General features: G+C 75.6%; 21 protein-coding genes. 17 read left to right on the forward strand and 4 right to left on the reverse strand.

What is annotated here, in order from left to right; all coding sequences use genetic code 11:
• Positions 1–5: 5 nt before the first annotated feature.
• Both KSE_RS06120 and KSE_RS06125 read right to left on the reverse strand, forming a co-directional pair.
• Entirely contained in the window at positions 6–1,826 is a 1,821-nt protein-coding gene (locus KSE_RS06120) for an acyl-CoA dehydrogenase family protein (RefSeq protein ID WP_014134408.1), read from the reverse strand.
• A gap of 112 nt (positions 1,827–1,938) precedes the next feature.
• Complete coding sequence (locus tag KSE_RS06125; RefSeq protein WP_014134409.1) at positions 1,939–2,994, reverse strand: cation diffusion facilitator family transporter; 1,056 nt, start codon at positions 2,992–2,994, stop codon at positions 1,939–1,941.
• 416 nt (positions 2,995–3,410) lie between these two features.
• Between KSE_RS06125 and KSE_RS44310 the strand changes: the two genes are divergently transcribed.
• Entirely contained in the window at positions 3,411–3,911 is a 501-nt protein-coding gene (locus KSE_RS44310; RefSeq protein WP_231873127.1) for an excalibur calcium-binding domain-containing protein, read from the forward strand.
• A 23-nt stretch (positions 3,912–3,934) separates the two neighbouring features.
• Entirely contained in the window at positions 3,935–4,588 is a 654-nt protein-coding gene (locus KSE_RS06135) for a class F sortase (RefSeq protein ID WP_014134411.1), read from the forward strand.
• A gap of 73 nt (positions 4,589–4,661) precedes the next feature.
• On the opposite strand, the gene KSE_RS06140 is transcribed toward KSE_RS06135, so the two are convergent.
• The gene (locus tag KSE_RS06140; protein ID WP_014134412.1) at positions 4,662–5,459 is read right to left on the reverse strand and encodes a (2Fe-2S)-binding protein; all 798 of its coding nucleotides are present in this window, start codon (positions 5,457–5,459) and stop codon (positions 4,662–4,664) included.
• A gap of 114 nt (positions 5,460–5,573) precedes the next feature.
• On the opposite strand from KSE_RS06140, the gene KSE_RS06145 reads away from it, so the two are divergent.
• The 9 genes from KSE_RS06145 to KSE_RS06185 all read left to right on the forward strand — a co-directional run bounded on the left by KSE_RS06145 (position 5,574) and on the right by KSE_RS06185 (position 16,931).
• Positions 5,574–6,590 (forward strand): FecCD family ABC transporter permease, encoded by a 1,017-nt coding sequence (locus tag KSE_RS06145; RefSeq protein WP_014134413.1) that lies wholly within the window; start codon positions 5,574–5,576, stop codon positions 6,588–6,590.
• A complete protein-coding gene (locus tag KSE_RS06150; protein ID WP_014134414.1) occupies positions 6,587–7,684 on the forward strand; it encodes a FecCD family ABC transporter permease in 1,098 nt (365 codons plus the stop codon). The genes KSE_RS06145 and KSE_RS06150 overlap by 4 nt, the downstream gene beginning before the upstream one ends.
• The gene (locus KSE_RS06155; RefSeq protein ID WP_014134415.1) at positions 7,681–8,508 is read left to right on the forward strand and encodes an ABC transporter ATP-binding protein; all 828 of its coding nucleotides are present in this window, start codon (positions 7,681–7,683) and stop codon (positions 8,506–8,508) included. The genes KSE_RS06150 and KSE_RS06155 overlap by 4 nt, the downstream gene beginning before the upstream one ends.
• A 125-nt stretch (positions 8,509–8,633) precedes the next feature.
• Positions 8,634–9,650, forward strand: a complete 1,017-nt coding sequence (locus tag KSE_RS06160) for an ABC transporter substrate-binding protein (RefSeq protein WP_014134416.1) — start codon at positions 8,634–8,636, stop codon at positions 9,648–9,650.
• A gap of 102 nt (positions 9,651–9,752) precedes the next feature.
• The gene (locus KSE_RS06165; RefSeq protein ID WP_014134417.1) at positions 9,753–10,949 is read left to right on the forward strand and encodes an ATP-grasp domain-containing protein; all 1,197 of its coding nucleotides are present in this window, start codon (positions 9,753–9,755) and stop codon (positions 10,947–10,949) included.
• A complete protein-coding gene (locus tag KSE_RS06170; protein WP_014134418.1) occupies positions 10,946–12,655 on the forward strand; it encodes an IucA/IucC family protein in 1,710 nt (569 codons plus the stop codon). Before KSE_RS06165 ends, KSE_RS06170 begins: the two co-directional genes overlap by 4 nt.
• The gene (locus KSE_RS06175) at positions 12,652–13,875 is read left to right on the forward strand and encodes an MFS transporter (protein ID WP_014134419.1); all 1,224 of its coding nucleotides are present in this window, start codon (positions 12,652–12,654) and stop codon (positions 13,873–13,875) included. The genes KSE_RS06170 and KSE_RS06175 overlap by 4 nt, the downstream gene beginning before the upstream one ends.
• Complete coding sequence (locus tag KSE_RS06180) at positions 13,872–15,596, forward strand: IucA/IucC family protein (protein WP_014134420.1); 1,725 nt, start codon at positions 13,872–13,874, stop codon at positions 15,594–15,596. The genes KSE_RS06175 and KSE_RS06180 overlap by 4 nt, the downstream gene beginning before the upstream one ends.
• 144 nt (positions 15,597–15,740) lie before the next feature.
• Positions 15,741–16,931, forward strand: a complete 1,191-nt coding sequence (locus tag KSE_RS06185; protein WP_014134421.1) for a type III PLP-dependent enzyme — start codon at positions 15,741–15,743, stop codon at positions 16,929–16,931.
• Between the two features lie 139 nt (positions 16,932–17,070).
• Here KSE_RS06185 and KSE_RS45660 read toward each other — a convergent pair whose 3' ends face one another.
• Positions 17,071–17,199, reverse strand: a complete 129-nt coding sequence (locus tag KSE_RS45660) for a hypothetical protein (RefSeq protein WP_255518926.1) — start codon at positions 17,197–17,199, stop codon at positions 17,071–17,073.
• Between the two features lie 463 nt (positions 17,200–17,662).
• Between KSE_RS45660 and KSE_RS06190 the strand changes: the two genes are divergently transcribed.
• The 6 genes from KSE_RS06190 to KSE_RS45665 all read left to right on the forward strand — a co-directional run bounded on the left by KSE_RS06190 (position 17,663) and on the right by KSE_RS45665 (position 25,987).
• Positions 17,663–18,268, forward strand: coding sequence for an NAD(P)H-dependent oxidoreductase (locus KSE_RS06190; protein WP_014134422.1), 606 nt, complete (start codon positions 17,663–17,665; stop codon positions 18,266–18,268).
• A gap of 454 nt (positions 18,269–18,722) precedes the next feature.
• Positions 18,723–20,024, forward strand: coding sequence for a nucleotide sugar dehydrogenase (locus tag KSE_RS06195; RefSeq protein WP_014134423.1), 1,302 nt, complete (start codon positions 18,723–18,725; stop codon positions 20,022–20,024).
• Positions 20,021–21,538, forward strand: a complete 1,518-nt coding sequence (locus tag KSE_RS06200; protein WP_407927424.1) for a glycosyltransferase family 2 protein — start codon at positions 20,021–20,023, stop codon at positions 21,536–21,538. The genes KSE_RS06195 and KSE_RS06200 overlap by 4 nt, the downstream gene beginning before the upstream one ends.
• Before the next feature lie 97 nt (positions 21,539–21,635).
• Positions 21,636–23,765, forward strand: a complete 2,130-nt coding sequence (locus KSE_RS06205; protein WP_014134425.1) for a polysaccharide deacetylase family protein — start codon at positions 21,636–21,638, stop codon at positions 23,763–23,765.
• A complete protein-coding gene (locus KSE_RS06210; RefSeq protein ID WP_014134426.1) occupies positions 23,762–24,568 on the forward strand; it encodes a LamG domain-containing protein in 807 nt (268 codons plus the stop codon). The genes KSE_RS06205 and KSE_RS06210 overlap by 4 nt, the downstream gene beginning before the upstream one ends.
• A 210-nt stretch (positions 24,569–24,778) precedes the next feature.
• Positions 24,779–25,987, forward strand: coding sequence for an MFS transporter (locus KSE_RS45665; protein WP_014134427.1), 1,209 nt, complete (start codon positions 24,779–24,781; stop codon positions 25,985–25,987).
• The last annotated feature ends 64 nt before the right edge of the window (positions 25,988–26,051 follow it).

Consider the following 26,051-nt stretch of genomic DNA (forward strand, 5'->3'; position numbering starts at 1 on the left):
TGGGGTCAGGCTCCGGCGAGCATCGGCAGCGCGGCGAGGTGCTCCTCGGGGATCCCGAAGGCGTCGGTGAGGGCGGGCAGGTGCGGGGCGAGGCGGGCGGTCAGTTCGCGGCGGGCCCGTGGCAGGGCGGTGACCTGGGCGGCGGTCAGGGCGCCGCGGGCCAGCAGGAGTCCGCCGCGCGCCTCGACCTCGCCGAGCAGGAACAGCGCCTCCAGGGCCGCCAGGGCGTCCCGGGCGGCGGGGTCGGCGGTGCCCGCGCGGGCGGCGGCGAAGGCGTCGGCGGCCAGGCCGACGGTGTGGGCCTCGACCAGGGCGAGGGCGGCGTCGGAGGCGTGGTTCCAGCGGCCGAGCCCGTCACCGGCCCCGGAGCCGGAGCCGGAGCCGTCGCCGTCGCCGGTCGCCCGCAGGTCCTGGCGGGCGGCCAGGTGCCAGTGGAGTTCGGCGGCGGTGAGGGCGCGGCGCAGGAAGGCGGGGTCGGTCGTCGACTCCCGCCCGGTGGCGAGCGGGGGCTGCGCGGCGAGGTCGTGACCGAAGATCATCTCGGCGCCGGCCTTGCACCAGATCGCCAGGTTGTCGCCCTCGGCGGTGATCGCGCCGTCGACGTTGGCGGCGTACTCGGCCAGGCCGTTGACCGGGAACAGGCCCCGGGCGCCGCAGCGTTCGCGGCTCTCGGTGACGATGTCCCGGGCCCGCCAGGTGATCCAGCCCTTGGCGACGGCCACCAGCCGTTCGGCGGCGGGGCGTTCGGCCGGGTGGTGGGTGATCCACCGCTCGGTGGCCGCCCGGTGCAGGAAGGTCATCGCGTAGGCGGCGGCCACGCAGGCGAGCAGCCGGGCGTGGTGGCTGCGGTGGGCGGCCAGCGGGACGCGCTGCCCGGCGACCGGGCCGGAGACGTGCCGGAGGTGGGCGTAGCGCACCGCGGTCGCCAGCGCCGCCCGGCAGCCGCCCAGGGTGCTGGCGCTCATGCAGAGCTTTCCGGCGGTGACCCGGCGGATGGCGTGCAGGAAGCGCTTGCGCGGGCTGCCCACCGCGCTGTCGAGGGTGCCGTCGGGCCGCAGTCGGCCGTGCGGGCCCTGGAGCAGCGCGGTGCGCGGCAGGCGGACCCGGTCGAAGGCGGTGACGCAGTGGTCGACGGGGCTGCCGATACGTTCCGGCAGGGCGGTGACGGTGATTCCGGGCCGGGTGCCGCGCTCGTCGCTGAGCGGGACGAGGAACAGGAAGACGCCGTGGTCGGTGTCGTCGACGAGCAGCCGGGCCGCCACGACCGCGCTCTTCGGGCCGCCGGCGGGGCTGGTGTTGGGCATGTACTTGGCCGCGCCGGGGTGCGGGGTGTGCAGGACGAAACCGTCGCGCTCGCGGTCGTAGCGGGCGGTGGTCTCCAGCGCGGCGGCGTCGTTGCCGTGCGCGCGCTCGGTGCACAGGAAGGTGCCGATCCGCTCCAGGGCGGTGTACGGGGCGAGGTCGCGGGGCGGGGAGACCCGGTCGTCCAGGAGGCTGCCGAGGAACAGGTTGTAGTGGATGCCGGCGACGGTGGCGGCGGCCCCGTCGACCAGCGCCAGCCACTCGTGCAGGGCCGCGAGGGCGCGCGGGTCCGCCGCGAACCAGTCGGCGGGGGAGGGCAGTTGGCCGTTCACGGCGCGCAGGCGGTCGTAGGCGTGCCGGTGGCGGTCGGCGGTGCGGGCCGCGGGGTCGTGGCGGAACAGCTCGTCCGCGACGACCTTGCGCCAGTGCTGGTGCGGGTAGTCGCCGTCGGGGCCGTCCCGGAAGAGCGCCTCGGCCAGGGCGGCGGGGTCCAGCGGGGAGGTGGAAAGAGGAGTGATCGACACGGCCTTTTCAACGAGGCCGGGCCGCCGGAGAAACGATCATGCTTGTTACCGCTGGGTTAAACGCTGGGACGGGCAGGACGGGCAGGACGGGGACGCGGGCGGGGCGTCGGCGTCAGTGCGGGTGCGGCTCCTCGCGGTGGACGGCGCCGTGCGGCTCGGCGCAGTGGCCGTCCGGGCGGCGCGGGGCGCCGACGGTGAGGAGTTCGGCGGCCGCGTGGTCGACCTGGAGGGTGGTGTGGGTGATGCCGTCGCGGCGGGCGAGTTCGCGCTCCAGGTCCTCGCGCACCGCGTGGCAGTCCCGGTCGGGGTCGACCAGGACGTGCGCGGACAGCGCGGTCTGGCCCGAGGTGATCTGCCAGACGTGCAGGTCGTGCACCTCGACGACGCCGGGCCTGGTCACCATCGCGTCGCCGATCGCGTCCGGGTCGACGCCGGCCGGCGCGGCCTCCAGGAAGACCCGGCCGGACTCCTTCAGCAGCCCGTACCCGGACTTCACCATCAGCACCACCACGACCAGCGAGACGATCGCGTCGGCCCGGGCGAACCCGGTGGTCATCACCACCAGCCCGGCCACCGCGGTCGCGACGAACCCGAACAGGTCGTTCAGGATGTGCTGGTAGGCGCCCTCCACGTTCAGCGAGGTGCGGTTCGCCCGCGACAGGCACCAGGCCGCGGCCACGTTCACCGCGATGCCCGCCAGCGCCGTCCACAGCACCAGCGAACCGGTCACCTCCGGCGGGCTGACCAGCCGCTCCACCGCCTCGTACGTCAGCCAGGCGGCCAGCAGGATCAGCGACAGGCCGTTCGCCTGGGCGGAGAGGATCTCGGCGCGCTTCAGCCCGAAGGTGAACCCGCCCCGGGCCGGCCGGGCCGCCAGCCGCATCGCCACCAGCGCCAGCACGATGGACGCGGCGTCGGTCAGCATGTGCGCCGCGTCCGAGAGCAGCGCGAGCGAGCCGGCGGCCAGGCCGATGGCGACCTCGACCGCCATGAAGCCGCAGATCAGCGCGAGCGCGCTGGCCAGCCAGCGCCGGTCCGCGTCGGCCGACACGCCGTGCGCGTGCCCGTCGTGGCCCCCGCCGCCGTGCCCGCCGTGCCCGTGCCCGTCGTGCCCGTGTCCGTCCTGGTCGTGCCCGCGCTCGTGCCCGTGGTCGTGTCCCGCGCCCATCCGTGCCCCCGCCCTGTTCCCGCTCGTCCGTTCCGCCGTTCGACGCGGGGAAGTGAAGCGCACCGCCCCGCACCTTGGCAAAGGCTGCACCGATGACGGTTTTCAAAGGCGATAAGACCACTCTGACCTGCGACGATGCCCACCACCCCGACCCGCCGGACCCGGTCTGCGGCGCCACCCCGGCGGACGGTCGGGCCGCCGCGCCCTCGGACGGGTGAATGCGGGGCGTCCGCACGGCCCGGCCCCCGATCGGGCTAGCGACGGCCGGGGCCTCGCCGGGGCCCGGCGGGCCGCCGCCACCGGGGCGGCGGGCCGCGTCCGGCGGGCGGGGGCGGGGCGGCTCCGGTGGCGCGCGCGGCGACGGCGGACACGATGGGTGACAGTCCAAGCACTCACCGTGAAGGAACGTGATGGCCATGCGTGTTTCCGCCGTTCTCACCGCCGCCACCCTGGGCGCGGCCGTACTCGTGCCGGTCGCCTCGGCCACCTCCGCACAGGCGCTGGCACCCGCCGCGGACGTGAAGAACTGCTCCGACTTCAAGACCCAGCCGGAGGCACAGGCGGTACTGGACGCGGACCGCTCCGACCCGAACAACCTCGACGCCGACCACGACGGCATCGCCTGCGAGAACCTGCCCGCGGGCGCCGTCGCCTCGACCAGCGCCTCGGCATCGGCCTCGACGTCGGCCTCGGCGGCAGCGTCGGCGTCCGCTCAGACCTCCGCGTCGGCGTCCGCTCCGGCCTCGGCCGCCACGTCCGCGTCCGCGTCGACGGCCGCGGTGCCGCGCGGTGCGGTCGCGGCCGGCTACGGGCCCGCCGACCACACCCAGGCCGTCGTGGTGCTGGGCGCGCTGGCGCTGGCGGCGGGCGGAGCGGCGCTGGTCGTCCGGCGCCGTACCCGCGACAGCGGGCGCTGAGCCGGGTTCCGGGGAGGGGCGGCGTGGGCAGCACGGCGGTCGGCACGTCCGACCGCCACCGCGCGGGCGGGAACGGGCTGGTCGCGGGGCTGGTCGCGGTGGCGATCGCGCTCGCCGGGGCCGCCACCGCGTTCGCCACCGCCGGCGCGCCCGCCCCGCCCCCGCCCCCGCCCGCGTCCGCGGGTGCGCCGGCCCTCCCGGCGGGGGCCGGCGCCCCGGCGCTGGCGCGGGCGGTGCCGACCCGGCTGCGGATCCCCGCGCTGGGGGTCGACGCCGGGCTGCTGCCGCTGGCGCTCGGGCCGGACGGGTCGCTGCGGCCCCCGCCGCCGGAGCGCGGCGACAGCGCGGGCTGGTACGCGGCGGGGACGAGTCCGGGCGAGCGGGGCACCGCGGTGGTCGCCGGGCACGTCGACACCCCGGCCGGTCCGGCGGTGTTCTTCCTGCTGTCCCGGCTCGCGCCGGGCGCGAGCGTGACGGTCGACCGGGCGGGCGGCGGCAGCGCCGTGTTCACCGTCGACCGGGTGGTGAACTACCCGAAGAGCGGCGTCCCGGACGAGGTGTACGCGCCCGCGTCCCGGCCCGAGTTGCGGCTGATCACCTGCGGCGGCTCGTTCGACCGCTCCCGGGGCGGCTACCAGGACAACACCGTGGTCTACGCCCACCTGACCGGCGGCTGACCCGCCGTCCGGGGGCGTCCGGGTCCGGGCGGCAGCAGGTCAGGCGCGGCAGCAGGTCAGGCGCGGCGGCGGGTCAGGCGCGGCGCGGGCAGGTGGCGCAGGGGTTGGCCGGGTCGATGGCGTAGTAGAGACAGCAGCCCTGCCGGGTGCGGGTCCAACTCCCGTTCTCCCGGCGGAAGTCGGCGGGCCCGGCCCAGGGGGCGGTGTCGGCGGCGGCGCCCGGGCCGGCCGGGAGCAGGGCGGTGGCGGTGGCGACGGCGCGGTCCTCCTGGCCGAGCATCCGGCCGAGGTACCAGATGCCGGAGACCAGGTCGTCGGTGGCCATGCCCCACAGCGCGCGGGGGCCGCGGCGGACGTGCGGCTGGAAGGCGGCGAGGACGGGGCCGAGGTGGGCGGCGACGGTGTCGCGCAGGGCGGCCTCGTCGCCGGGGGCCGAGTCGCCGGAGCGGAGCGCGAAGTCGCCGGTGGCGGTGTCGGTCCAGATCCGGTCGGCGGGGAGCAGCGGGATCCGCCGTTCGAGGTACCAGACGCCGGTGATCAGCAGGGCGTGCGTCCACAGGTGGTGGTGGAGCAACCGGGAGGCGGCGACGTGCGGGCGCGGGGTGGTGCCGTGGCGGTCGCGGATCCGGGCGGTCTCGGCCTCGACGAGGCGTTCGGCGGCGGCGGCGAGCCGGTCGACGGGGATCCACTCCCGGGCGGGTGCTGACGGGTGGTCAGGCCGCTGCGGGCCGCCGGCTCCCCGGGGGGCCTCGGCGTCCGGCGTCCGGTCGACCAGGGTGAGCGTCAATGCCGGGCAGGCGGCGGCGAGTTGGCGGTAGGTTCGGGCGAGCGGCCCGGTGGTCGGGGCGGGCCGGGCGGGCAGGTCGAGCATGGCGGTTTCCTTCGGCAGTGAGGCGCGGGTCACGTCCCGTGCCCCCACCGGGCACTTGACTTATTTAGGTTAGCCTAACCAAAATTCCGTTCTGTGCTCAGAACAGAACCATCCGTGTCCACCGCTCCGGCGCTCCGGCCCGTGCTCCTGCGGCAGTCCCTGCTGCTCGCCGCCGGTCTCGGGGCGCTCGCGCTGTGCGCGGCCCTCAGCCTCGTCCTCGGCTCGCGGTCGATCCCGCTCCCGGCCGTGCTCGACGCCCTGTCAGGTCGGGCGCACGGCCCGGACGCTGACGTGGTGCTCGGCCTGCGGGTGCCGCGCACCGTCATCGGGATCGCGGTGGGCGCGGCGCTCGGCGCGGCCGGGGCGGTCGCCCAGGGGGTGACCCGCAACCCGCTGGCGTCGCCGACCACGCTCGGCATCAACGCGGGCGCCGGGTTCGCCGTGGTGACCGCGGTCTTCGCGCTGGGCCTGTCGCACCCGCTGCAGTACGTCTGGTTCGCGGTGGCGGGCGCGACCGGCGCCGCGCTGCTGGTCTACGGGATGGCGCGCCGCTCGGGCGACCTGGACCCGGTGCGCCTGGCGCTCGGCGGGACGGTGCTGTCGGCGGTGCTGGCGTCCTGGACGTCGGCGCTGATGCTGGCGAGCCGGCGCACCCTGGACGAGGCCCGGTTCTGGCTGGCCGGTTCGATCGGCGGCCGGAGCCTGGACGGGCTGTACCAGGTGCTGCCGCTGCTCGCGGTCGGGGTGGTGCTGGCGCTGCTGATCGCCCCGGCGCTGAACGCGCTGGCGCTCGGCGACGAGACCGCGCAGGCGCTGGGCGTGCCGGTGGCCCGGATCAGGGTGGCGGGCGGCCTGGCCGTGGTGCTGCTGGCGGCCGGCTCGGTCGCGGTCGCCGGGCCGGTGGCGTTCATCGGACTGGCGGCGCCGCACCTGGTGCGTCCGCTGCTGGGCAACGACCACCGGGTGCTGGTGCCGGGCTGCCTGATCGCCGGCCCGGTGCTGCTCCTGCTGGCCGACGTCCTGGGCCGGCTGGTGCTGCGCCCGTCCGAGATCGAGGTCGGGATCGTCACCGCGTTCCTCGGCGCGCCACTGCTCGCGGTGCTGGCCCGGAAGGCGGCGGCGGCCCGATGAACCCGGAGACCCTGACCCCCGCGCCGTCCACGCCGTCCCCCCCGTCCACCAGTACCGCAGCGTCCACCAGTACCGCGCCCGGCGCGCTGGTCCGGGCCCGGCGGCGGACCCTGCTGCTGATCGCGGCGGCGGCCGTGCTGCTGGTGCTGATGACCGGGGTGGCGCTGTCCAGCGGCCAGGTGTCGATCCCGCTGCCGGACGCGCTGCGCGCGCTGTTCGGCTCCGGCGGGGCCGGCGACGTGCTGGTGGTGCGGGAGTTCCGGGCGCCCCGGGTGCTGTCCGGGCTGGTCGCGGGCGCCGGCCTGGCGGTGGCGGGTTCGCTGCTGCAGCGGCTGTTCCGCAACCCGCTGGCCTCGCCGGACGTGATCGGCGTGACCGGCGGTGCCTCGTTCGGCGCGGTGCTGCTGCTGGCCACCGGCGCCTCCCAGGCGCTGACCCCGCTGGCGGCGCTCGGCGGCGGCCTGCTGGCGGCCGCGCTGCTCGGCGCGTTCGCCTGGCGCTCGCGGATGGCGGTGACCCGGCTGGTGCTGGTCGGCCTGGCCGTGCAGGCGGGCCTGGCGGCGGCCGTCAACCTGATGATCGTCCGCTTCCCGGCCGAGCTGGCCGGGCAGGCGCTGCAGTGGACCACCGGCTCGCTGTACGGGCGGACCTGGCCCGAACTGTGGGGCGCCGGCGGGGCGATCGCCGCCGTGACCGCCGTGGTCTTCCTGGCGGACCGCCGGGTCGCGGTGCTCGACCTGGGCGACGACTCGGCCGGCGGCCTGGGCGTCGACCCGCACCGGACCCGGCTCGGCCTGCTGCTGCTCGCCGTGGTGCTGGCCTCGCTGGCCGCCGCGCTGGCCGGGCCGGTCGGGTTCGTCGCGCTCGCCGTACCGCACCTGGTGCGGCTGCTGGCCGGCCCGCCGACGCCGCTCTCACTGGCGCTGACCGCGCTGACCGGCGCGCTGCTGCTGACCGCCGCCGACCACCTCGTCCTGCACGTGCTGCCGGTGCACGGCCTGCCCGTCGGCGCCGTCACCGCGACGCTCGGCGCCCCCTGGCTGCTGGCGCTGATGATCCGCCAGGGCCGCCTGCCGCAGAGGAGCTCCCGATGACCACCACCGCCCCCGTCCCCTCCCCCGCTCCCTCCCCTTCGCCCGACCGGCTGGCCGCGCGGGACCTGCACCTGCGCTACGGCGACCGCACGGTGGTGCGCGGCCTGGACCTCGAACTGCCCGGCGGGGCGGTGACCGCGATCGTCGGGCCGAACGCCTGCGGCAAGTCGACGCTGCTGCGCGGCCTGGTCCGGCTGCTCGCCCCGGCGGCCGGCACCGTCACCCTGGACGGCGCCGACATCCACCGGATGCCCGCCCGGGCGCTGGCCCGCCGGATGGGCCTGCTGCCGCAGCAGCCGGTCACCCCGGAGGCGGTCACCGTCGAGGCGCTGGTCCGGCTCGGCCGCTACCCGCACCAGCGGATGCTCACCCCCTGGTCGGCCGCCGACCAGGCCGCCGTCGAGGAGGCGCTGCGCCGCACCGGCACCGACGCGCTGCGTGACCGCCCGGTCGACCAGCTCTCCGGCGGCCAGCGGCAGCGCGCCTGGATCGCGCTCGCGCTCGCCCAGGACACCGACCTGCTGCTGCTCGACGAACCCACCACCTTCCTCGACCTGCGCCACCAGCTGGACGTCCTCGACCTGGTGACCGACCTGCACCGGGACGCCGGACGGACCGTCGTCATGGTGCTGCACGACCTCGGCCAGGCCGCCCGCTACGCCGACCACCTGGTCGTCCTGCGCGACGGCGAGCTGGCCGCGGCCGGCCCGCCCGGCGAGGTGCTGACCGCCGAACTGGTCGAGCGGGTCTTCGAGGTGCCCTGCCGGATCGTCCCCGACCCGGAGACCGGCACCCCGCTGGTCGTCCCGCTGGCCCGCCGCTGACCCCTCCCCCTGACCTCCGGTGGCGCCCGCGCGCTCCACCGGCGACCACCCCTGCCCGGACGCCGACTCCCCGGCGCCCGGAGCACCCTGCCCCGAACCCGCAACTCCCCCGCGAGGAACCGAAGATGACCAATCGCAAGCTCTCCGCCGCCGTGCTCGCCACGCTGCTCTCCACCGCCCTGCTGACCGCCTGCGGCAGCGGGGGCTCCGCCGCCGACGCCAAGGGCGCCGGCTCCCAGCCCGCCGCCGGCCAGGCCGCCGGCGGGGACAGCGCCGCCGCGTTCCCGCGCGGCGTCAAGCACGCGCTGGGCACCGCCGAGATCAAGTCCCAGCCCAAGCGGGTCGTGGTGCTGGACTCCGGCGAGCTGGACGACGTCACCCTGCTCGGCATCACCCCGGTCGGCGCGGTCGCCCCGCACCTGAAGACCGAGGGCGGCTTCCCCGCGTACCTCGCGGGCAAGGTCGACGGCACCAAGGACGTCGGCCCGATGAACGAGCCGAACCTCGAACTGATCGCCTCGCTCAAGCCGGACCTGATCCTCACCTCGAAGGTCCGCCACGAGAAGGTGTACGACAAGCTCAACGCGATCGCCCCGACCGTGATGGCCGAGACCACCGGCGAGCCGTGGAAGGCCAACCTCAAGCTGTACGCGCAGGCCCTCGGCAAGGAGACCGAGGCCGCGAAGGCGCTGGCCGACTACGAGGCGCGCGCCGCCAAGCTCGGCGCGGAGATCAAGGCCAAGTACAACGGCACCGCACCGACCGTCTCGGTGGTCCGCTTCGTGGCCGGCCCGACCCGCCTCTACCAGAACGCCTCGTTCAGCGGCGTGGTGCTCAAGGACGTCGGCCTGGCCCGCGCGGTCAAGGCCCCGGACGTCGACAAGTCGATGCTCGACGTCAGCCCCGAGCAGATCAACCAGGCCGACGCCGACCTGGTGTTCGTCACCACCTCCGACGACCCGTCCAAGACCAAGCAGGCCGAGGTCCAGCAGACCGCCGTCTGGCAGGGCCTGAACGCGGTCAAGAACGGCAAGGTCTTCACCGTCCCGGACGAGACCTGGATGTCCGGCATCGGCGTCCAGGCCGCCGACCGGATGCTCGGCGACATCGCCAAGGCGGCCGGCGTCGACGCGCCCAAGTAGCCCTTCCCGTCGACCACTCCGGGCGCCCGCGCACCACCCGGGCGCCCGGGTCGCCCGACGCCTCCCCCTCCCCTCTCCCCCCTCGAACGGAGACCGATCACCTTGCGGCTCTACCTGCTCGCCCTGAACCCCACCGACTCGGTGACCGACGGCTTCCTGCCCGCCGCGGCCGCGCTCGGACTCGACGTCACCGTCCTGACGGACCACGCCGAGCCCCACCACCGGGCCTACGCGGAACGCGAGTTCAGACCGCGACTGGTCGAGTGCGACGTCCGGGACTTCCGCGCGGTGATCAGCACCATCTCGCAACTCGACGCCCCCGACGCGGTGTTCAGCAACAGTGACCACCTGCAGACCCAGACCGCGCTGGCCGCCGAGTACTTCGGGCTGCCCGCCAAGGACTGGAAGGCCGCGCTGCGCGCCAAGGACAAGGGCCTGCTGCGCCGCCACCTGGCGCTGGCCGGCCTGGACACCGTCCGCTCCGTCGAACTGCCGCCCGGCGCCGACCCCGCCGGGCTGGACGTGCCCTTCCCGTGCGTGCTGAAGCCGCGCGAGGGGGTGGCCAGCGAGGACGTCTCGCTGGTCGCCGACCCGGCCGAACTCGCCCTGCGGCGCGCGGAGATCGGCGCCCGGCGCGGCGACGCCGTGCTGGTCGCCGAGGAGTTCCTGGCCGGCGAGCTGCACACCCTGGAGACCCTCGGCGACACCCGGACCCGGCACGTCCTCGGCGGGTTCCGCACCCGGCTCTCCCCGCCGCCGGACTTCATCGAGGAGGCCCTGGTCTTCGTCCCCGCCCACCCGGCGGAGGTCACCGCGCAGGTGCTCGCCCAGCTGGACGCGCTCGGCGTCGGACTCGGCGCCTGCCACACCGAGTTCGTCGTCCAGCCGGACGGCCGGGCCCGGATCATCGAGGTCAACTACCGTGCCATCGGCGACCAGTGCGACCTGATGCTGGCCCGGCTGCTCGACCTCCCGCTGTTCGAACTCGTGCTCCGCGCCCACCTCGGCGAGCGGCTGCCCGCCGACCTCGGCCCGCGCACCGACCGGCGCGCCCGCAACGAGGCCGTCCTCGCCGACCGGCCCGGCACGCTGACCGCCGCCCCCGGCCCGTACGACGCCGAGGCCGACGGCGTCACCCTCTCCTACCGGCCGACGCGCGCGGTCGGCGAGCGGCACGAGCTGCACCGCACCAACCGCGACTACCTCGGCGTGGTCTGGGCGGTCGGCCCGGACCAGCGGCGGGTCGACGACGCGGTCGCCGGGTTCATCGCGTCCGGGCGCTGGGAGATCACCTCATGAGCGCCCGGCACCCCGCCGACCAGCTGACCCTCCGCGTGCTGAGCGCCCTGCTGCGCGAGGACGTCCTCGGACTGCGCAGCGGCGCGGTGCTCGAACAGCGCCCCGACGGGCCCTGGCTGCGCAGCGGCGAACTCGCCCTGCCGGTACGGCCCGAGGGCTTCCAGTGCGAGTACGCCGCCCGGCTGCCGCTGCTCGCCGTCCGCGGCGCCGAACTGCGCGGGCTCGGCCCGATCCTCACCGAACTGGCCGCCGCCGCCGACCCGCCGGACCGGCTCGGCCACCTGGCCTTCGCCGAGGAGTGCCGACAGACGCTGGCCACCATGGAGCTGCACGCCGCCGTCCGCGCCGGGGTGCACGAGCTGCTGGCCGAGACGTACGGCCCGGACCCGGCGTACTGGACCGGTCCCACCGCCTCCCTCGCCTTCGACACCCTGGCCGCCTACCTGGACCACCCGGTCTACCCGACCGCGCGCGGCCGCTCCGGCCTGACCGAGGAGCAACTCCGGCGGTACGCGCCCGAGTTCCACCCGGTCTTCGCCCTGCGCTGGCTGGCGGTGCCGGCCGGCGAGACCGACACGCAGCGGTTCGACCCGCTGCCCGAGTGGTGGCCGAGCGCCGCACAGCTCGGCGTCGACGGCCCGTACCTGGCCATTCCGGTGCACCCGCTGACCGTCGACCAGCTGCCCGACCTGCCCGGCGCGGTCCTCAGCGAGACGCCGTACCTGGAGGTCGTCCCGACCCTGTCGATGCGCACCGTCGCGGTCCTCCGCGACCCGTCGGTCCACCTCAAACTCCCGCTCGCCACCTCGACGCTGGGGCAGCGCAACCGGCGCACCATCAAGCCCGGCACGCTCACCGACGGCGCCGCCGGGGAGAGCCTGCTGCGGGCCGTCCTGGAGCGCGAACCCCGGTTCGCCGAACGGATCCTGCACGCCGACGAGCAGAGCTACGCGCAGGCCGCCGGCGAGGAGCTGCTCGCCGTCCTGATCCGCCGCCAGCCGGCCCTCCCGGACGACGCGCTGACCGTCCCGCTGGCCGCGCTGCTGGCCGAGGCCCCCGGCGGCCGCCTGGTGGTCGACCACCTCGCCGACCGCTTCCACGGCGGCTCCCCGCTGGAGTTCTACCGCGACCTGCTGGAGCTGCTGATCGACTGGCAGACCACCCTGTTCGGGTACGGCATCGCCCTCGAATCGCACCAGCAGAACACCTCGCTGGTCCTCGACGAGCACGCCGGCCGGACCAGGCTGCGGCTGCTCCTCAAGGACAACGACGGCCCCCGGGTCAACCGCACCCGGCTCGGCGAACTCGCCGACCACCGAAGGCGGTTCGACGACGCCCGGATCCTCGGCGACGACGACCGCCCGCTGACCGACCTGTTCACCACCATCACCGGCCACCTCTGCACCGCCTCGCTCGCCTTCGGCCTCGCCGAGCACGGCCGCGCCCCGCTCCGCACCACCCTCGGCCTGCTCCGCGCCGCCCTCGCCACCGCCGTCGACCGCCTCGGCCCCGCCGGCGCCCCGCTGCGCGCCGCCCTGCTGGAGGCCGACCGGCTGCCGGTCAAGGCGATGGTCACCGCCGGCACCCTGCTCAGCAAGGACCGCTCCGGCGCGGCGGACATCAACAAGCACTACACGGACGGGCCCAACTACCTTCTCGTCCGAAACAGTTCACTCGCCCCGCAGTCCACCGCGGAGCGGCCGTGAGCACCGGGGCACTGGAGCGCCCGGGCCGGGTCGGCGGACGGGCCGACGACGGGGGGCTGGGGCGGCGGCAGGTGCACGCGGTGGCGGCCTGCTACTTCGTCGCCTCGTTCGCGGCGCTCGGGCTGCCGCCGTACCTGACCGAGATCCTGCCCGCGCTGGGCGACCCGGAGGGGCGGTGGGCCGGGCTGCTGTACATCGTGCCGACGGTGTTCAGCGCGCTCGGCGCGCCGCTGTGGGGGCGGCTCGCGGACCGGTTCGGCCGCAAGCGGCTGCTGCTGCGGGCCCAACTCGGCCTGACCGTCTCGTTCCTGCTGGCGGGCGCGGCGAACTCGCTGCCCGCGTTCACCGCCGCGCTGGTGCTGCAGGGCTTCCTCGGCGGGACGTTCGCCGCCACCAACGGGTACCTGGGGGCGGCGCTGCGCGGCACCGAGCTGTCCCGGGCGCTCACCCTGATGCAGGGCAGCGCGCGGGCCGCGCTGGTGGCCGCGCCGGTGCTGGTCGGCGCGCTCTCGCCGTGGGTCGGGCCGCACCGGCAGTACCTGCTGATGGCGGTGCTGCCGCTGGCGGCCGCGGTGCTGCTGGCGTTCCTGCCCGAGCCGGCGCGGCCGGCCGGGGCCGGGGCGGACGGCGGGCGGGTGGCGGCGGCCGGGCAGCCGGCCGGACTGCTGCGCCTGCTCTACCTGTTCGAGTTCGCGTTCGTCTTCGCCACCATCGTCTCGTTCCCCTACCTGATCGCGCTGGTCGAGCGGCGCCTGCCCGGCGTCTCCGGGACGGTTTCGGGCGTGCTGTTCGCGCTGCCGCACCTGGTGTACCTGCTGACCGCGGGCCGGGTGCACCGGCTGTTCCACCACCGGCCGCGCACCGGCCTGTTCACCGCCTTCGTGCTGGTCGGCCTCGGCCTGGCCGGGCACGGCGCCGCCCAGGGGCTGCCCGGACTGGTGCTGCCCGGCCTGGTGCTGGCCAGGGCGGTGCTGGGGGCCGGCATGACGCTCGGCCTGGTCTGCCTGTCCGTGCTGGCGGCGGCCGCCGCCGAAGGGCGGCCGCCGGGGCGGATGTTCGGCACCCTGGAACTCGTCTCCAAGGGCGGCGCGGTCGCCGCGGGCGCGGTGGCCGCCGCGGTCAACGGCGCCTTCGGCCCGACCGCGCCCGTACTGGCCGGCACCGCCGCAGCCGCGTCCGCCGCCGCCCTCGTCCTCCTGACCCGCTGGAGCCCCCGATGACCACGCAGACCGATCCCCGCCCCGCCGCCGCCCCGATGACGGCCCCGGACGCGCTGCCCGCCGCCGACGACGCCGTGGCCCACACCCTGCTCAACTGCCTGCTGCGCGAGGTCTCCGGGCCCGAGCACCAGACCGCCGCCGCCGACGGCACCCTGCTGCTGCGGCTGCCCCGCCGGGGCGCGCTGCTGCGGGTCGCGCTGCGCCGCACCTCGCTGCTCGGCGGGCACCGCTTCACCGGCCCGGTCAGCGAGCAGGTGGGCGACGGCTGGCGCGAGTTGGGCTGGCGCGAGCTGGCCGAGCACGTCCGGGCCGAGCTGACCCTGCGGACCGGGGTGGCCAACGAGGAGTTCCTCGACCAGGTCGCCTCCAGCCACCGGGGCGTGGCCGCCGCGCTGGCCGGCCGGCCGCCCGCCGGGGCGGACCGGTACCTGGACTCCGAGCAGGCGCTGCTGTTCGGGCACCGCTTCCACCCGGCGCCCAAGTCCCGTTCCGCGCCGCGCGGTTCGTGGTCCGACTACGCGCCCGAGGCGCGGGCCGCGTTCCGGCTGCGGCACCTCGCGGTACGCACCGGGCTGATCGCGCAGGACTCCGCCGACCCGGCCGCGCCGGCCCGGCTGGACGCGCTGCGCCCGGTGCCGGACGGCTACACCCTGCTGCCGGTCCACCCGTGGCAGTACCGGCTGCTGTCCGACCAGCCGCTGCTGGCGGCCGCCCTGGCGCGCGGCGACGTGCTCGACCTGGGCGAGGGCGGCACCCCGTTCGCGGCCACCGCCTCGGTGCGGACGCTGTACGGCGAAGACGTGTTCCTGAAGTTCAGCCTGAACGTGCGGATCACCAACTGCCTGCGCAAGAACTCCGCGTACGAGCTGGCCGGCGCCGTCACGCTGACCCGGCTGCTCGCCGAGCCGCTGGCCGACCTGGCCGAGCGCTTCCCGGACGCGGCGGTGCTGCGCGAGCCCGCGTTCCGCACCCTGGCGCTGCCCGGCCCGGACGGGGAGCCCGACCTGGGCCTGTACGAGGGCTTCGGGCTGATCGTCCGCGAGGGCCTGGCCGGGGTGGTCCGGCCCGGGCTGACCCCGCTGCTGGCGGGGGCCGTCGCCGACGAGTACCCGACCAGCGGCGCCCAGGTCGGCGCGCTGACGGCCGGTTCGGGCGCCGCCGGGGCCCGCGCGTGGTGGGGCGCCTACCTGCGGCTGGTCGTCCCGCCGGTGCTCGCCGCGTACTTCGACCACGGCGTGGTGCTCGAACCGCACCTGCAGAACGTGCTGGTCTGCGTGGACGGGCGGGGCATGCCCGCGCAGGTGCTGTTCCGCGACCTGGAGGGCACCAAGCTGCTGCCCGAGCAGCACGCGGCCCGGCTGGCCGCGCTCCCGGCCGGCACCGCCGGGCCGATGACGTACGACGCGCGGCGCGGCTGGGACCGGGTGGTGTACTGCCTGGTCGTCAACCACCTGGCCGAGCTGCTGGCCGCGCTCGCCGACCGGCACCCGGAGCTGGAGGCCGCGCTGTGGGCGGACGTCCGGACGGTGCTGGCCGAGTACGCCGCCGCGCACGGCTGCCCGCCCCGGCTGGCCGCGCTGCTGGCCGGCGTCCCGCTGCCGGCGAAGGCCAACCTGCTGACCCGGTGGAGCCGCCGCCCGGACCGCGAGGCCGGCTACGTGCCGCTGGCCTCCCCGCTGTCGATCCCGGCGCGGGCCGCCGGGCCGAAGGAGTGCGCGTGAGCGTCCGCCCCACCGCCGCCTCGCTGACCGAACTCCCGGCGCGGGCCGCCGCCGGACCGAAGGAGTGCCCGTGAACATCCGCTCCACCGCCGCCTCGCTGACCGAACTCCCGGCGCGGGCCGCCGCCGGACCGAAGGAGTGCCCGTGAACATCCGCTCCACCGCCGCCTCGCTGACCGAACTCCCGGCCTACCTGTACGACTTGGCGGCGCTGCGGGCGCACGTCCGGCGGGTGCGGGCCGCGCTGCCGGAGCGGGTCGAGCTCTACTACGCGGCGAAGGCCAATCCGGACGGCCCGCTGCTGACCGCGCTGCACGGCCTGGTCGACGGCTACGAGGTGTCCTCCGGGGGCGAGTTGGCGCACGTGCACGCCGTCGTGCCGGACGCGCCGCTGGCGTTCGGCGGGCCCGGCAAGTCCGCCGAGGAGATCGCCGCCGCGCTCCGGCTGCCCGCCGTCCGGCGCTGGCACGTGGAGAGCGAACGGGAGTTGCACGCGCTCGCCGCGGCCGCCGACCGGCCGGTCGACGTGCTGCTGCGGGTCAACCTCCCGGTCGGTGACGGCGCTCTGGACGGCGTCGCGCTGGCGATGGGCGGCCGGCCCACCCCGTTCGGCCTGGACCCCGAGCGGGTCGAGCGCTGCCTGGCGCTGCTGGCCTCCCCCGGCTTCGGCCACCTGCGGCTGCGCGGCATCCACGCCCACCTGGCGAGCGGTCTGGCGGCGGCCGAGCAACTCCGGCTCGCCGCACGGATCGTGGACTGGTCAGCCGAGCTCGCCGCCCGGCACGGCCTGGCCTTCGACGAGGTGAACGTCGGCGGCGGGATGGCCGTCGACTACGCCGACCCGGAGGCCCGCTTCGACTGGCCCGCCTTCGGCCGCGGCCTGGCCGAACTGCTCGACCGGCGCCCGGGGTTGACGATCCGGCTGGAGCCCGGCCGGGCCCTCACCGCCTACTGCGGCTGGTACGCGACCGAGGTGCTGGACGTCAAGCACAGCCACGGCGAGGACTTCGCCGTGGTCCGCGGCGGCACCCACCACCTGCGCACCCCCGCCACCCGGGGCCACACGCAGCCCTTCACCGTCCTCCCCGTCCCGCACTGGCCGCACCCCTGGCCGCGCCCGGCCGTCACCGCCGCCCCGGTCACCGTCTGCGGCCAACTCTGCACCCCGAAGGACGTGTTGGCCTCCGGCGTGGTCGTCCCCGAACTGCGCGCCGGCGACCGGCTGCTGTTCGCGATGGCCGGCGCGTACGCCTGGAACATCTCGCACCACGAGTTCCTGATGCACCCCCGCCCGGCCTTCCACTACCTCTACCACCTGGACGGCACCGCCTCCTGACCGGCGCTCCGGCCTCCCGCGATCCGTCGCGGGAGGCCGGAGTGCCTTGTCGGGCAAGGCCGTCACGGCACGATGAAGACCCGGTCGCAGCCGAGGAAGCGGAAGGCCCGGCCGCTCGCCCGGTCGGTGTAGGAGCCCTTCACGCAGGCTTCGGTGTCGTCGGCCCGGAGGCCGGAGGGGCGGAGTCGAAGAGCAGCAGCAGGTCGAGGTCGCCGTCGCGCCGCGTCTCGTGGCGGGCGTCGGTGCGTTCGACGCCGTTGACGAACACCTTTGGCGTAGAAGTCGGGGTGGCCCTCGAAGGCCGCCTCCAGGCCCTCGGCGTCGCACGGTGCCACGCACTCGACGTGCGTGATGGTCGCCGAGAACGGGTGGGCCCCGGCCGCTCCGGCCGCGGCCGGGGCCGGAGCCGGCACGAGCAGGGCGGCCAGCAGTGCCGCCGTGCCGCGCAGTCGCCGCGCGGTTCGTCGCAGGGGAAGTCCCTCTCCTCACGAGTCGCGCCCCGCACGAGCCGGACCCGCACGGCGGTCGCGAGAACAGTTTGCCCACCAACCATCTCCGCCCGCCGCCAACCCGCCACCACCGCCGCCGAACCACCGCCGAACCAGCGGCCCACCGGCCCGGCCGCCGGGCGGGCGCCGATCCGGACGATGTGCTTCCGGCCCTACAGTCGTGGACAGTTGGCCGGTTCCACCACCGTCGGGCCGGCCGGGTTCTCACCAAGGAGTTGCACCATGACCGTTCGCGTCCTCGCCCTCGTCGGCAGCCTCCGGGCCGGCTCGCACAACCTGCAGCTGGCGGAGGCCGCCGTCCGGCACGCACCCGAGGGCGTCACCGTCGAGATCCACCGGGGCCTCGCCGACGTCCCGTTCTACAACGAGGACCTCGACGTGCCGGACGCCGCGCCCGCCGCGGCGGCGGCGCTGCGCGCGGCGGCCCAGGAGGCGGACGCGCTGCTGCTGGTCTCGCCGGAGTACAACGGGACGATCCCCGCCGTGCTGAAGAACGCCATCGACTGGCTGTCCCGCCCGTACGGTGCGGGCGCGATCAGCGGAAAGCCGGTCGCCGTGGTCGGCACCGCGCTCGGCGGCTACGGCGGCGTCTGGGCCCAGGACGAGGCCCGCAAGTCCGCCGGCATCGCCGGCGGCGCCGTGCTGGACGAGGCCCGCCTCTCCATCCCCTCCTCCGGCACCCGCTTCGCCGCCACCCACCCCGCCGACGACGCCGAGGCGGTGGCCGGCCTGCGCCAGGTGCTCGACCAGCTGGCCGCGAAGGCCATCGAGGGCGCCGAGGGCGCGGCGGACGCGACGGACGCCGAGGCCGTCGCCGCCACCGCCTGACGGATCGTCACCGACCGTTCCGGGCCCGGAGGGATTCCTCCGGGCCCGGACGCGTCTCCGCTCGGATGAACGCCGGACTACGCCGCATGAAAAGCCTGTGACGAGATCCGGGCCCGTCTCGCCGCCGAGACGGCCGCCTCCGGCCCGTCCCCCGCCCGCCGCCGCCCGACCGCTCCCCCCTGCGGACCCCGATCCGGAACGACGGCCCGCGCACCAGCTACGCACAAATGACTAGCCCGTGATCACTTTTCCATCACGCCTCCCACCCACGAGGCTTGAAACCACACCGAAGCGGCGGGAAGAAAGCGTCACCAAGACGGGCATATCCTAATCTTTGTGTACTGTTTGTCAGCTGATGACTGATTTGCTGACGTGATCACAGGACCTCCATCCTTCAGGGATTCCCCGGTGCCAGCCCTGCTCTCCCTCCTGGCCCACGAATCTTGGAAGAACCTTGTCCACAGTTGCGCTGTCACGCCCTTCCCTGCCCTCCCGCCCCACCTCCACCGGAACCGTCGCCGTCGTCGGCCTCGGCTACGTCGGCCTGCCCACCGCCCTCGCCCTGCTCGGCGCCGGACGGACCGTCATCGGACTCGACGTCAGTCCGGCCCGACTGGAGGCCATCCGCCGGCAGGACGTCGACCTGCTGCCGAGCGACCTGGACCGGCTCGCGGCCGCGGTCGACGACCCCCGCTTCGCCCTCACCGACGACCCCGCGCTGCTCGCGGACGCCTCGGTCGTGATCGTCTGCGTGCCGACCCCCGTCGACGCGCACCTGGTCCCCGACCTCGACGCGCTGGCCGCCGCGTGCGCCACCGCGGTCGCGCACGCCGTGCCCGGCCAACTGCTGATGCTGACCTCGACCACGTACGTGGGCTGCACCCGCGACCTGGTGCTCCGCCCGCTGCTGGCCCGCGGCCTCACGCCCGGGGAGGACGTCCACGTGGCGTTCTCGCCGGAGCGGATCGACCCCGGCAACGCGCACCACGCCCAGGACCGCACCCCCCGGGTGGTCGGCGGCGCGACCCCTCGCTGCACCGAACTCGCCGCCGAGGCACTGCTGTTGACGGCGCCCTCGGTGCACCGGGTCAGCTCGCCGGAGGCCGCCGAGATGAGCAAGCTGTACGAGAACACCTTCCGGGCGGTGAACATCGCGCTGGCCAACGAGTTCGCGGACAACTGCCGCGGCCTCGGGCTCGACCCGCTGGAGGTGATCGAGGCCGCCGCCACCAAGCCGTACGGCTTCATGCCGTTCTACCCGGGGCCGGGCGTCGGCGGGCACTGCATCCCGTGCGACCCGCACTACCTGCTGTGGCAGCTGCGCGGGCTGCGGATCGCCTCGCCGCTGATCGACACCGCGATGACCGCGATCGCCGGCCGGCCGCGCCAGGTCGTCCAGCGGGTGCGGGAGCTGCTCGGCGACCGCGGCCGCCCGCTGACCGGCGCCCGGGTGCTGCTGGTCGGGGTCAGCTACAAGCCGGGCGTCGCCGACCTGCGCGAGTCCCCGGCGCTGGAAATCCTGGAGGAGCTGGGCGAGTTGGGCGCCTCAGCGGCCTTCCACGACCCGCTGGTGCCGTCCGCCCGGCTGCACGGGGCGGTGCTGCACAGCGTCGCCGACCCGGCCGCCGAGGAGTGGGACCTGATCGTCGTGCACACCGTCCAGCCCGGCAGCGACCTGGCCTGGCTGGCCGGCCGGGAGCCGGTGCTGGACGCCACCTACCGGCTGTCCGGCGTCCCCGCGAAGGCGGTCCTGTGATCCTCGACCAGCCGCCGCGCACCGAGACGGTGCCGGCCACCTGGCCGCACGGCCCGGAGCGAATACTCCCGCCGCTGCCCGCCGGGGTCCGGGCCCCGGCCCGCCGCCCGGGGCCGCTCGGCCGGGCGATGGACCGGGTCGACCCGGCCGTCCGGGCCGGGGTGCGCCGGGTGCTGACCCTGCTGTGCATCCTGCCGCTGCTGCTGATCCTGGCCCGCGAGGCGCCCCGGCTGCCGCAGAGCCCGCTGATCCTCGGCTACGGCTTCGTGGTGCTGGCCGGCACCATCGCGATGCTCTACATCTCCTACAGCAAGTACGACGACCCGGCGGTGCGCGAGCTGCGCAGGCGCCCGCGCCGGCTCGGCGACTTCCCGCCGCTGCCCGCCGTGCCGCGGGTCAGCTTCCTGCTCGCGGTCAAGGACGAGGAGGAGTGCATCGAGGACTGCGTCCGCTCGATGGCCGCCTCGGCCTACCCCGACCTGCAGATCGTCGTCGTCGACGACCTCTCCGAGGACGGCACCCGCGCCGTGCTGCGCCGCCTGGAGGCCGAACTCGGCATCACCGTCCTGTACCTGGAGAAGAACCTGGGCAAGAAGCACGCCCTGGTGCGGGCCTGCGAGATCGCCGACGGCGACGTCATCGCGTTCACCGACTCCGACTGCATCCTCGCCCCGGACGCGCTGCGCCGCTGCGTCGACGCCCTGGTCCGGCACCCGGAGCTGGGCGCCGTCAGCGGGCACTGCCGCGCGCTGAACGCGCCGGTCAGCGTCTTCACCCGGGCCCAGGACGTCTGGTACGAGGGGCAGTTCCGGGTCGCCAAGGCCGCCGAGGCGGTCTTCGGCTCGGTGGCCTGCGTCTCCGGGCCGCTCGCCGTCTTCCGCCGCGACGCGATCTACAACTACCTGCCGGCCTGGGCCGGCGACCGCTTCATGGGCGCGCCGTTCCGGTTCGCCACCGACCGGCAGCTGACCGGCTACGTGCTCGGCCAGAAGTGGAAGGGCCGGGCGCTGAAGCGGCAGTACGCCGACTCGCCGTTCGTCACCGCCGCGAACTACCCGGAGCGCAAGTGGCGGATCGGCTACGTGCAGTCCGCCCGGGTGTGGACCAACGTGCCGGCCCGGTTCCGGCCGTTCATGAAGCAGCAGATCCGCTGGAAGAAGAGCTTCATCCGGAACATGTGCTTCACCGGCACCTTCATGTGGCGCCGGGGCCTCGGCCCGGCCGCGCTCTACTACGGCCACGCGCTGTGGGTGGTGGCCGCGCCGGTGATGGCGTTCCGGCACCTGCTGTGGGCGCCGCTGCACGGCGCCGGCTTCCTGACCCTGCTGTACCTGGGCGGCGTGGTCCTGAAGGGGCTGGTCTGGGGACTCGCCTTCAAGATCGACAACCCGGGCGACACCCGGTGGCGCTACCGGCCGGTGATGAGCCTGCTCTCCTCGGTGCTGCTGGCCTGGCTGCTGCCGTACTCGATCGCCACCATCCGCCGCGGCGTCTGGTCGAGGAGCGCGACGTGAGGGCGCTGCGCGCCGTCGCGCGCTTCACCGCCGCCGTGCTGTCCACCGCCGCCGTCGTGGGCGTCTACGCTCTCGTGCTCTCCCGAGGGAGTCTGCTGTGACCGCCCGCTCCGACCGCCGCCGCCGGCACGGCCGTTCCGGCCGGCGCGGCGCCACCCACTGGCTGGCCCGGCTCGCGCTGGTCGCGCTGGCGCTCTCGGTGCTCGCCCTGCCGTTCTACGCCAGCTGGAAGTACTACGTCTTCCGGCGCGACGTCACCCCGCAGAGCGCCGTCGGCCCGACCCACCTGGACCACGCCGTCCAGGCGTCCTGGCAGGGCGAGTCGGCGAAGCTGCCGGAGGCCGCGCCGCCGGTCGTGCTGACCTACCACGACATCAGCCCGACCAACCGCAGCGAGTACGTCGTCACCCCCGAGCGGTTCGACCAGCAGCTCACCGCCCTGGAGGCGGCCGGCTACCGCACCCTCACCACCGACGAGTTCGTCGACTACCTGAAGGGCGGCCCGGCCCCGCCGCGCTCGGTGTACATCACCTTCGACGACGGCACCAACGGCCTGTGGGTGTACGGGGACCGGATCCTCGCCAAGCACCACATGCACGCCGCGTCCTACCTGATCACCGGGAAGGTCGACCACAACCGGCCGTACTACCTGTCCTGGGCCGAGATCTCCCGGATGTCGGCCTCCGGCCGCTGGGACTTCCAGGACCACACCCACGACCTGCACCAGCGCGGCCAGGTCGACGCCGCCGGCACCATGGCCTCCGCGCTCTCCAACCGGCTCTGGCTGCCCGCGCAGCAGCGGATCGAGAGCGTCGAGGAGTACCAGCAGCGCCTCGACGCGGACATCGCGCAGAGCCTGGCCGACTTCGCGGAGCACGGGCTGCCGCGCCCGCAGCTGTTCGCCTACCCGTTCTCCGAGATGAGCGAGCGGATCAACGTGCCGATCCCCGGCCCCTCGCTGCAGGGCGTCCTGGAGAAGACCTTCACCGCGACCCTGACCGACCTGGCGCACCGCCCGCTCCCGGCGGGCCGGCGGGCCGCGGCGGCCCGGCAGATCCAGCGCCTGGAGGTCTTCCAGACCACCACCGCCGACCAGTTGCTCACCCAGGTCAAGCAGTGGACGCTCGTCCCGCCGTCGCTCGACGCCCCGCTCGGGGACGCGGACGCCTGGACCCGCACCGACGCCAGCGGCGCCAAGGACATCGGCGCCCTCACCGGCGCGGGCCCCTACCCGGGCCGGACCGGGTACGTCTCGGCCGACCTGCTGCCGCTGGCCTCCGCCGACTGGACCGACTACACCGTCGGCACGGCCGTGGCCGACCTCGCCGACAGCGGCAACAACGTCAACGTCACCACCCGCAGCGACAGCCTGGAGCCGATCACCGTCGGCCTCAGCCGCTCGACCGTCACCCTGCTGCGCGGCAGCGGCGACAGGCGCGAGCAGATCACCGCCAAGCCGCTGGTCGCCGCGGCCAGCCACCAGTTGCAGATCACCGTGACCGGGAAGACCGTCAAGGTGCTGGTCGACGGCCGGACCGAGATCAGCGCCGAGACCTCGCAGAGCGGCGGCAACGCCACCGGCGGCATCGGCCTGTCGGTGCGCAACGGCGCCGACAAGGCGCCGTGGCCCAAGTTCACCGCGCTCAAGGTCGAGCCCGTCCCGGCCGGCGCCGCCGTGTCCGGACCGACCACGCTGACCGTGGCCAAGGCCGTGCTGCTCGACCCCGGGGCCAGCTGGACCTCGGCGCCCGGCGTCCCCTCCGGCATGAAGGTCGGCGGCGACGGGCTCGCCCCGACCGGCCTGGCGCTGTCCGACTACGCCGCCTTCGAGCAGGACCGCACCACGGGCTGGACCAGGTACACCGTCCGCGGCACCGTCCGGCGGCTCAACACCCCGGGCGTCTCCGCCGCCGTCTGGGCCCGGGTCGGCAGCCCGTCCGCGGTCAGCGTCCAGGTCAGCCGGCGCGGCGTGAAGGTGCTCTCCGGCGACGCCGACAACCGCAGGCTGGTCGCCAGCCGGGCGCTGGCCGACGCCGACCACCACGACGTGGTGATCACCGTCGGCACCGACACCACCTGGATCACCGTCGACGGCAACGTCAACTTCACCGTCCCCGCCACCGGCGGCGGCACCGGCGGCGTCGCCTTCTCCGCCTACCGGGACGTCACCAAGGCCTCCTGGCCGAGCATCCGCCAGTTCAAGGTCACCGAGGCGCAGGTCAAGTGAGCGACCCCCGACCGCGGCCGAGCCGCCGAGCGCTCCTGCTCGGCGGCTCCGGCCTCACCGCCCTCACCGCCCTCACCGCCGCCGGCTGGTACCTGTGGCCCGACGGCGCCGGGCCCGACGGCGCCTTCCGCCCCGCGCTGGACGGCGACGGGCTGCTCACCAACGAGTACGCCTTCCGCAACGCGCAGGCACCGGACGCCCGCACCAGCCCCGACTGGGTCGCCACCAGCGGCTCGCTGTTCGCCCACGACGGCACCGGCTCCACCGGGACGCCCGACGGCGACTCCCCCGGCCCCGACTCGGCCCGGCACACCGGCTCCGCGGTCTTCCGCCTGGTCACCCGCCGCCGGGACTTCACCGGCTGCGCGGTCAGCGCGCGCGTCCGCCTCCAGGCCCCGCTGACCACCGCCCGCACCCCCGCCCAGGACTGGGACGGCGCCCACCTGTGGCTGCGCTACCGCAGCCCGCAGGAGCTGTACGCGCTCAGCTTCCGGCGGCGCGACGGCCACCTGGAGATCAAGCGCAAGACCCCCGGCGGCGGCGGTGACGGCACCGAGCAGGGCGACTACCAGACCCTCGCCGAGGGCCGGCACGCCTTCCCGTACGACGAGTGGCACACCGTCACCGCGACCGTCCGCGACACCGCCGAGGGCAAGGTGCGCCTGACCCTCGCCATCGACGGCGGCACCGTGCTGGACGCCGTCGACGACGACCCCCGCCGGATCACCGGCCCCGGCGGGGTGGGCCTGCGCGCCGACAACACCGCGCTGGAGTTCCGCGACTACGCCGTCACCCCGGCCTGACCTCTCTCCGTTTCTGAACAGGTGTTCAGAAACTTCTCCCTCTCATTTCCCGTCAAACGGTGTCGGCGGCACCCAAACCCCCGCCGATACCGTTTGCCAACCACTCTTTTTCTGACCCATGATGCCGGAACGAACAACACCGGCACCGCCCGCCTGGCCGCTCCGCGTGTTGAACATTCGTTCAGAATCCGTGAGAGGGCTGGGATCCCCGTGGTGAATCCGACCGCCTACCGGCGCGTCCTGGCCGTGCCCAAGGTCGGCCCGGTCCTGCTGGTCGCCCTCGGCGACCGCCTGCCGAAGTACGCCGCCGTCCTCGCCCTCACCCTGCACTGCGTGCAGAACCTGCACCGCGGCTACGGCGCGGCCGGCGCCCTGCTCGCCGTGGTCACGGCCGGCGACCTGCTGGCCGCGCCGCTGGTCGGCCGCCGGGTCGACCGCCGGGGCGCGCGCCCGACCGTACTGCTCGGCGGGACCGTCCAGTGCGCGTTCTTCCTCGCCGTCCCCCACCTCGACTACCGGTCCCTGCTGGCCGCCGGCTTCGTCCGGGCCTTCGCCCCCGTGCCCACCCACCGGCTCGCCCGCCAGTCGCTCACCGCACTCGTCCCCGCCGAACGGCTGCGGACCGCCCTCGCCCTGGACTCGATCGGCGTGGAGGTCGCCATGATGGCCGGCCCCGCCCTCGCCGTCCTCGCCGTCACCCGCACCAGCGGCACCACCGTCTTCACCACCCTCGCCGCCGCCCTCGCCCTCTCCGCCACCGGCTGGTACCTGACCGCCCCCGACCTCCGGGCCCCCGCCCCCGAACCCGGCCCCGCCGCGCCCGACCGCCCCCGGTACGGCCGGCACTTCCCCGCCGTCCTGCTCTGCGCCGCCGCCACCGGCCTGATGCTCTCCGGCACCGACGTCGGCATCGTCGCCACCACCCGCGCCCTCGGCCACCCCGGCTGGGCCGGCCCCGTCATCACCCTCTGGTGCGCCGCCTCCCTGCTCGGCGGCTTCCTCCACGGCGCCGCCCGCCGCCCGCCCCGACTCCCCGCCCTCGTCCTGCTCCTCGCTCTCACCACCCTGCTCGCCGGCGCCCTCACCCCGCTCGCCACCCACTGGTGGACCCTCACCCTCACCCTCCTCCCGGCCGGCCTGTGCTGCGCCCCCGCCCTCACCGCCGCCGCCGAGGCGGCCGGCCGCACCCCCGACCCGCGCAGCCGCGGCCGGGCCATCACCCTCCAGAACACCGCCCTCGCCACCGGCACCGCCCTCGCCGGCCTCGCCACCGACCACACCGGCCACCCCGGCTGGGCCTACGCCGCCATCGCCCTCCCCGGCACCGCCGCCGCCCTCCTCACCCTCACCGCGACCGCCACCGCCCGCCGCGCCCGCCGCGCCCGCCCCGCCCGCTCCCCCGAGAACGCCCCCGGCTGACCGGCCCGGCCGCCGGCCCGGTCCGCGCCGGTGGCCGGAGGACGGCAACCACCCGGGCGGGACG

The sequence above is a fragment of the Kitasatospora setae KM-6054 genome (assembly GCF_000269985.1).
In the GTDB taxonomy this organism is placed as follows: Bacteria; Actinomycetota; Actinomycetes; order Streptomycetales; family Streptomycetaceae; genus Kitasatospora; species Kitasatospora setae.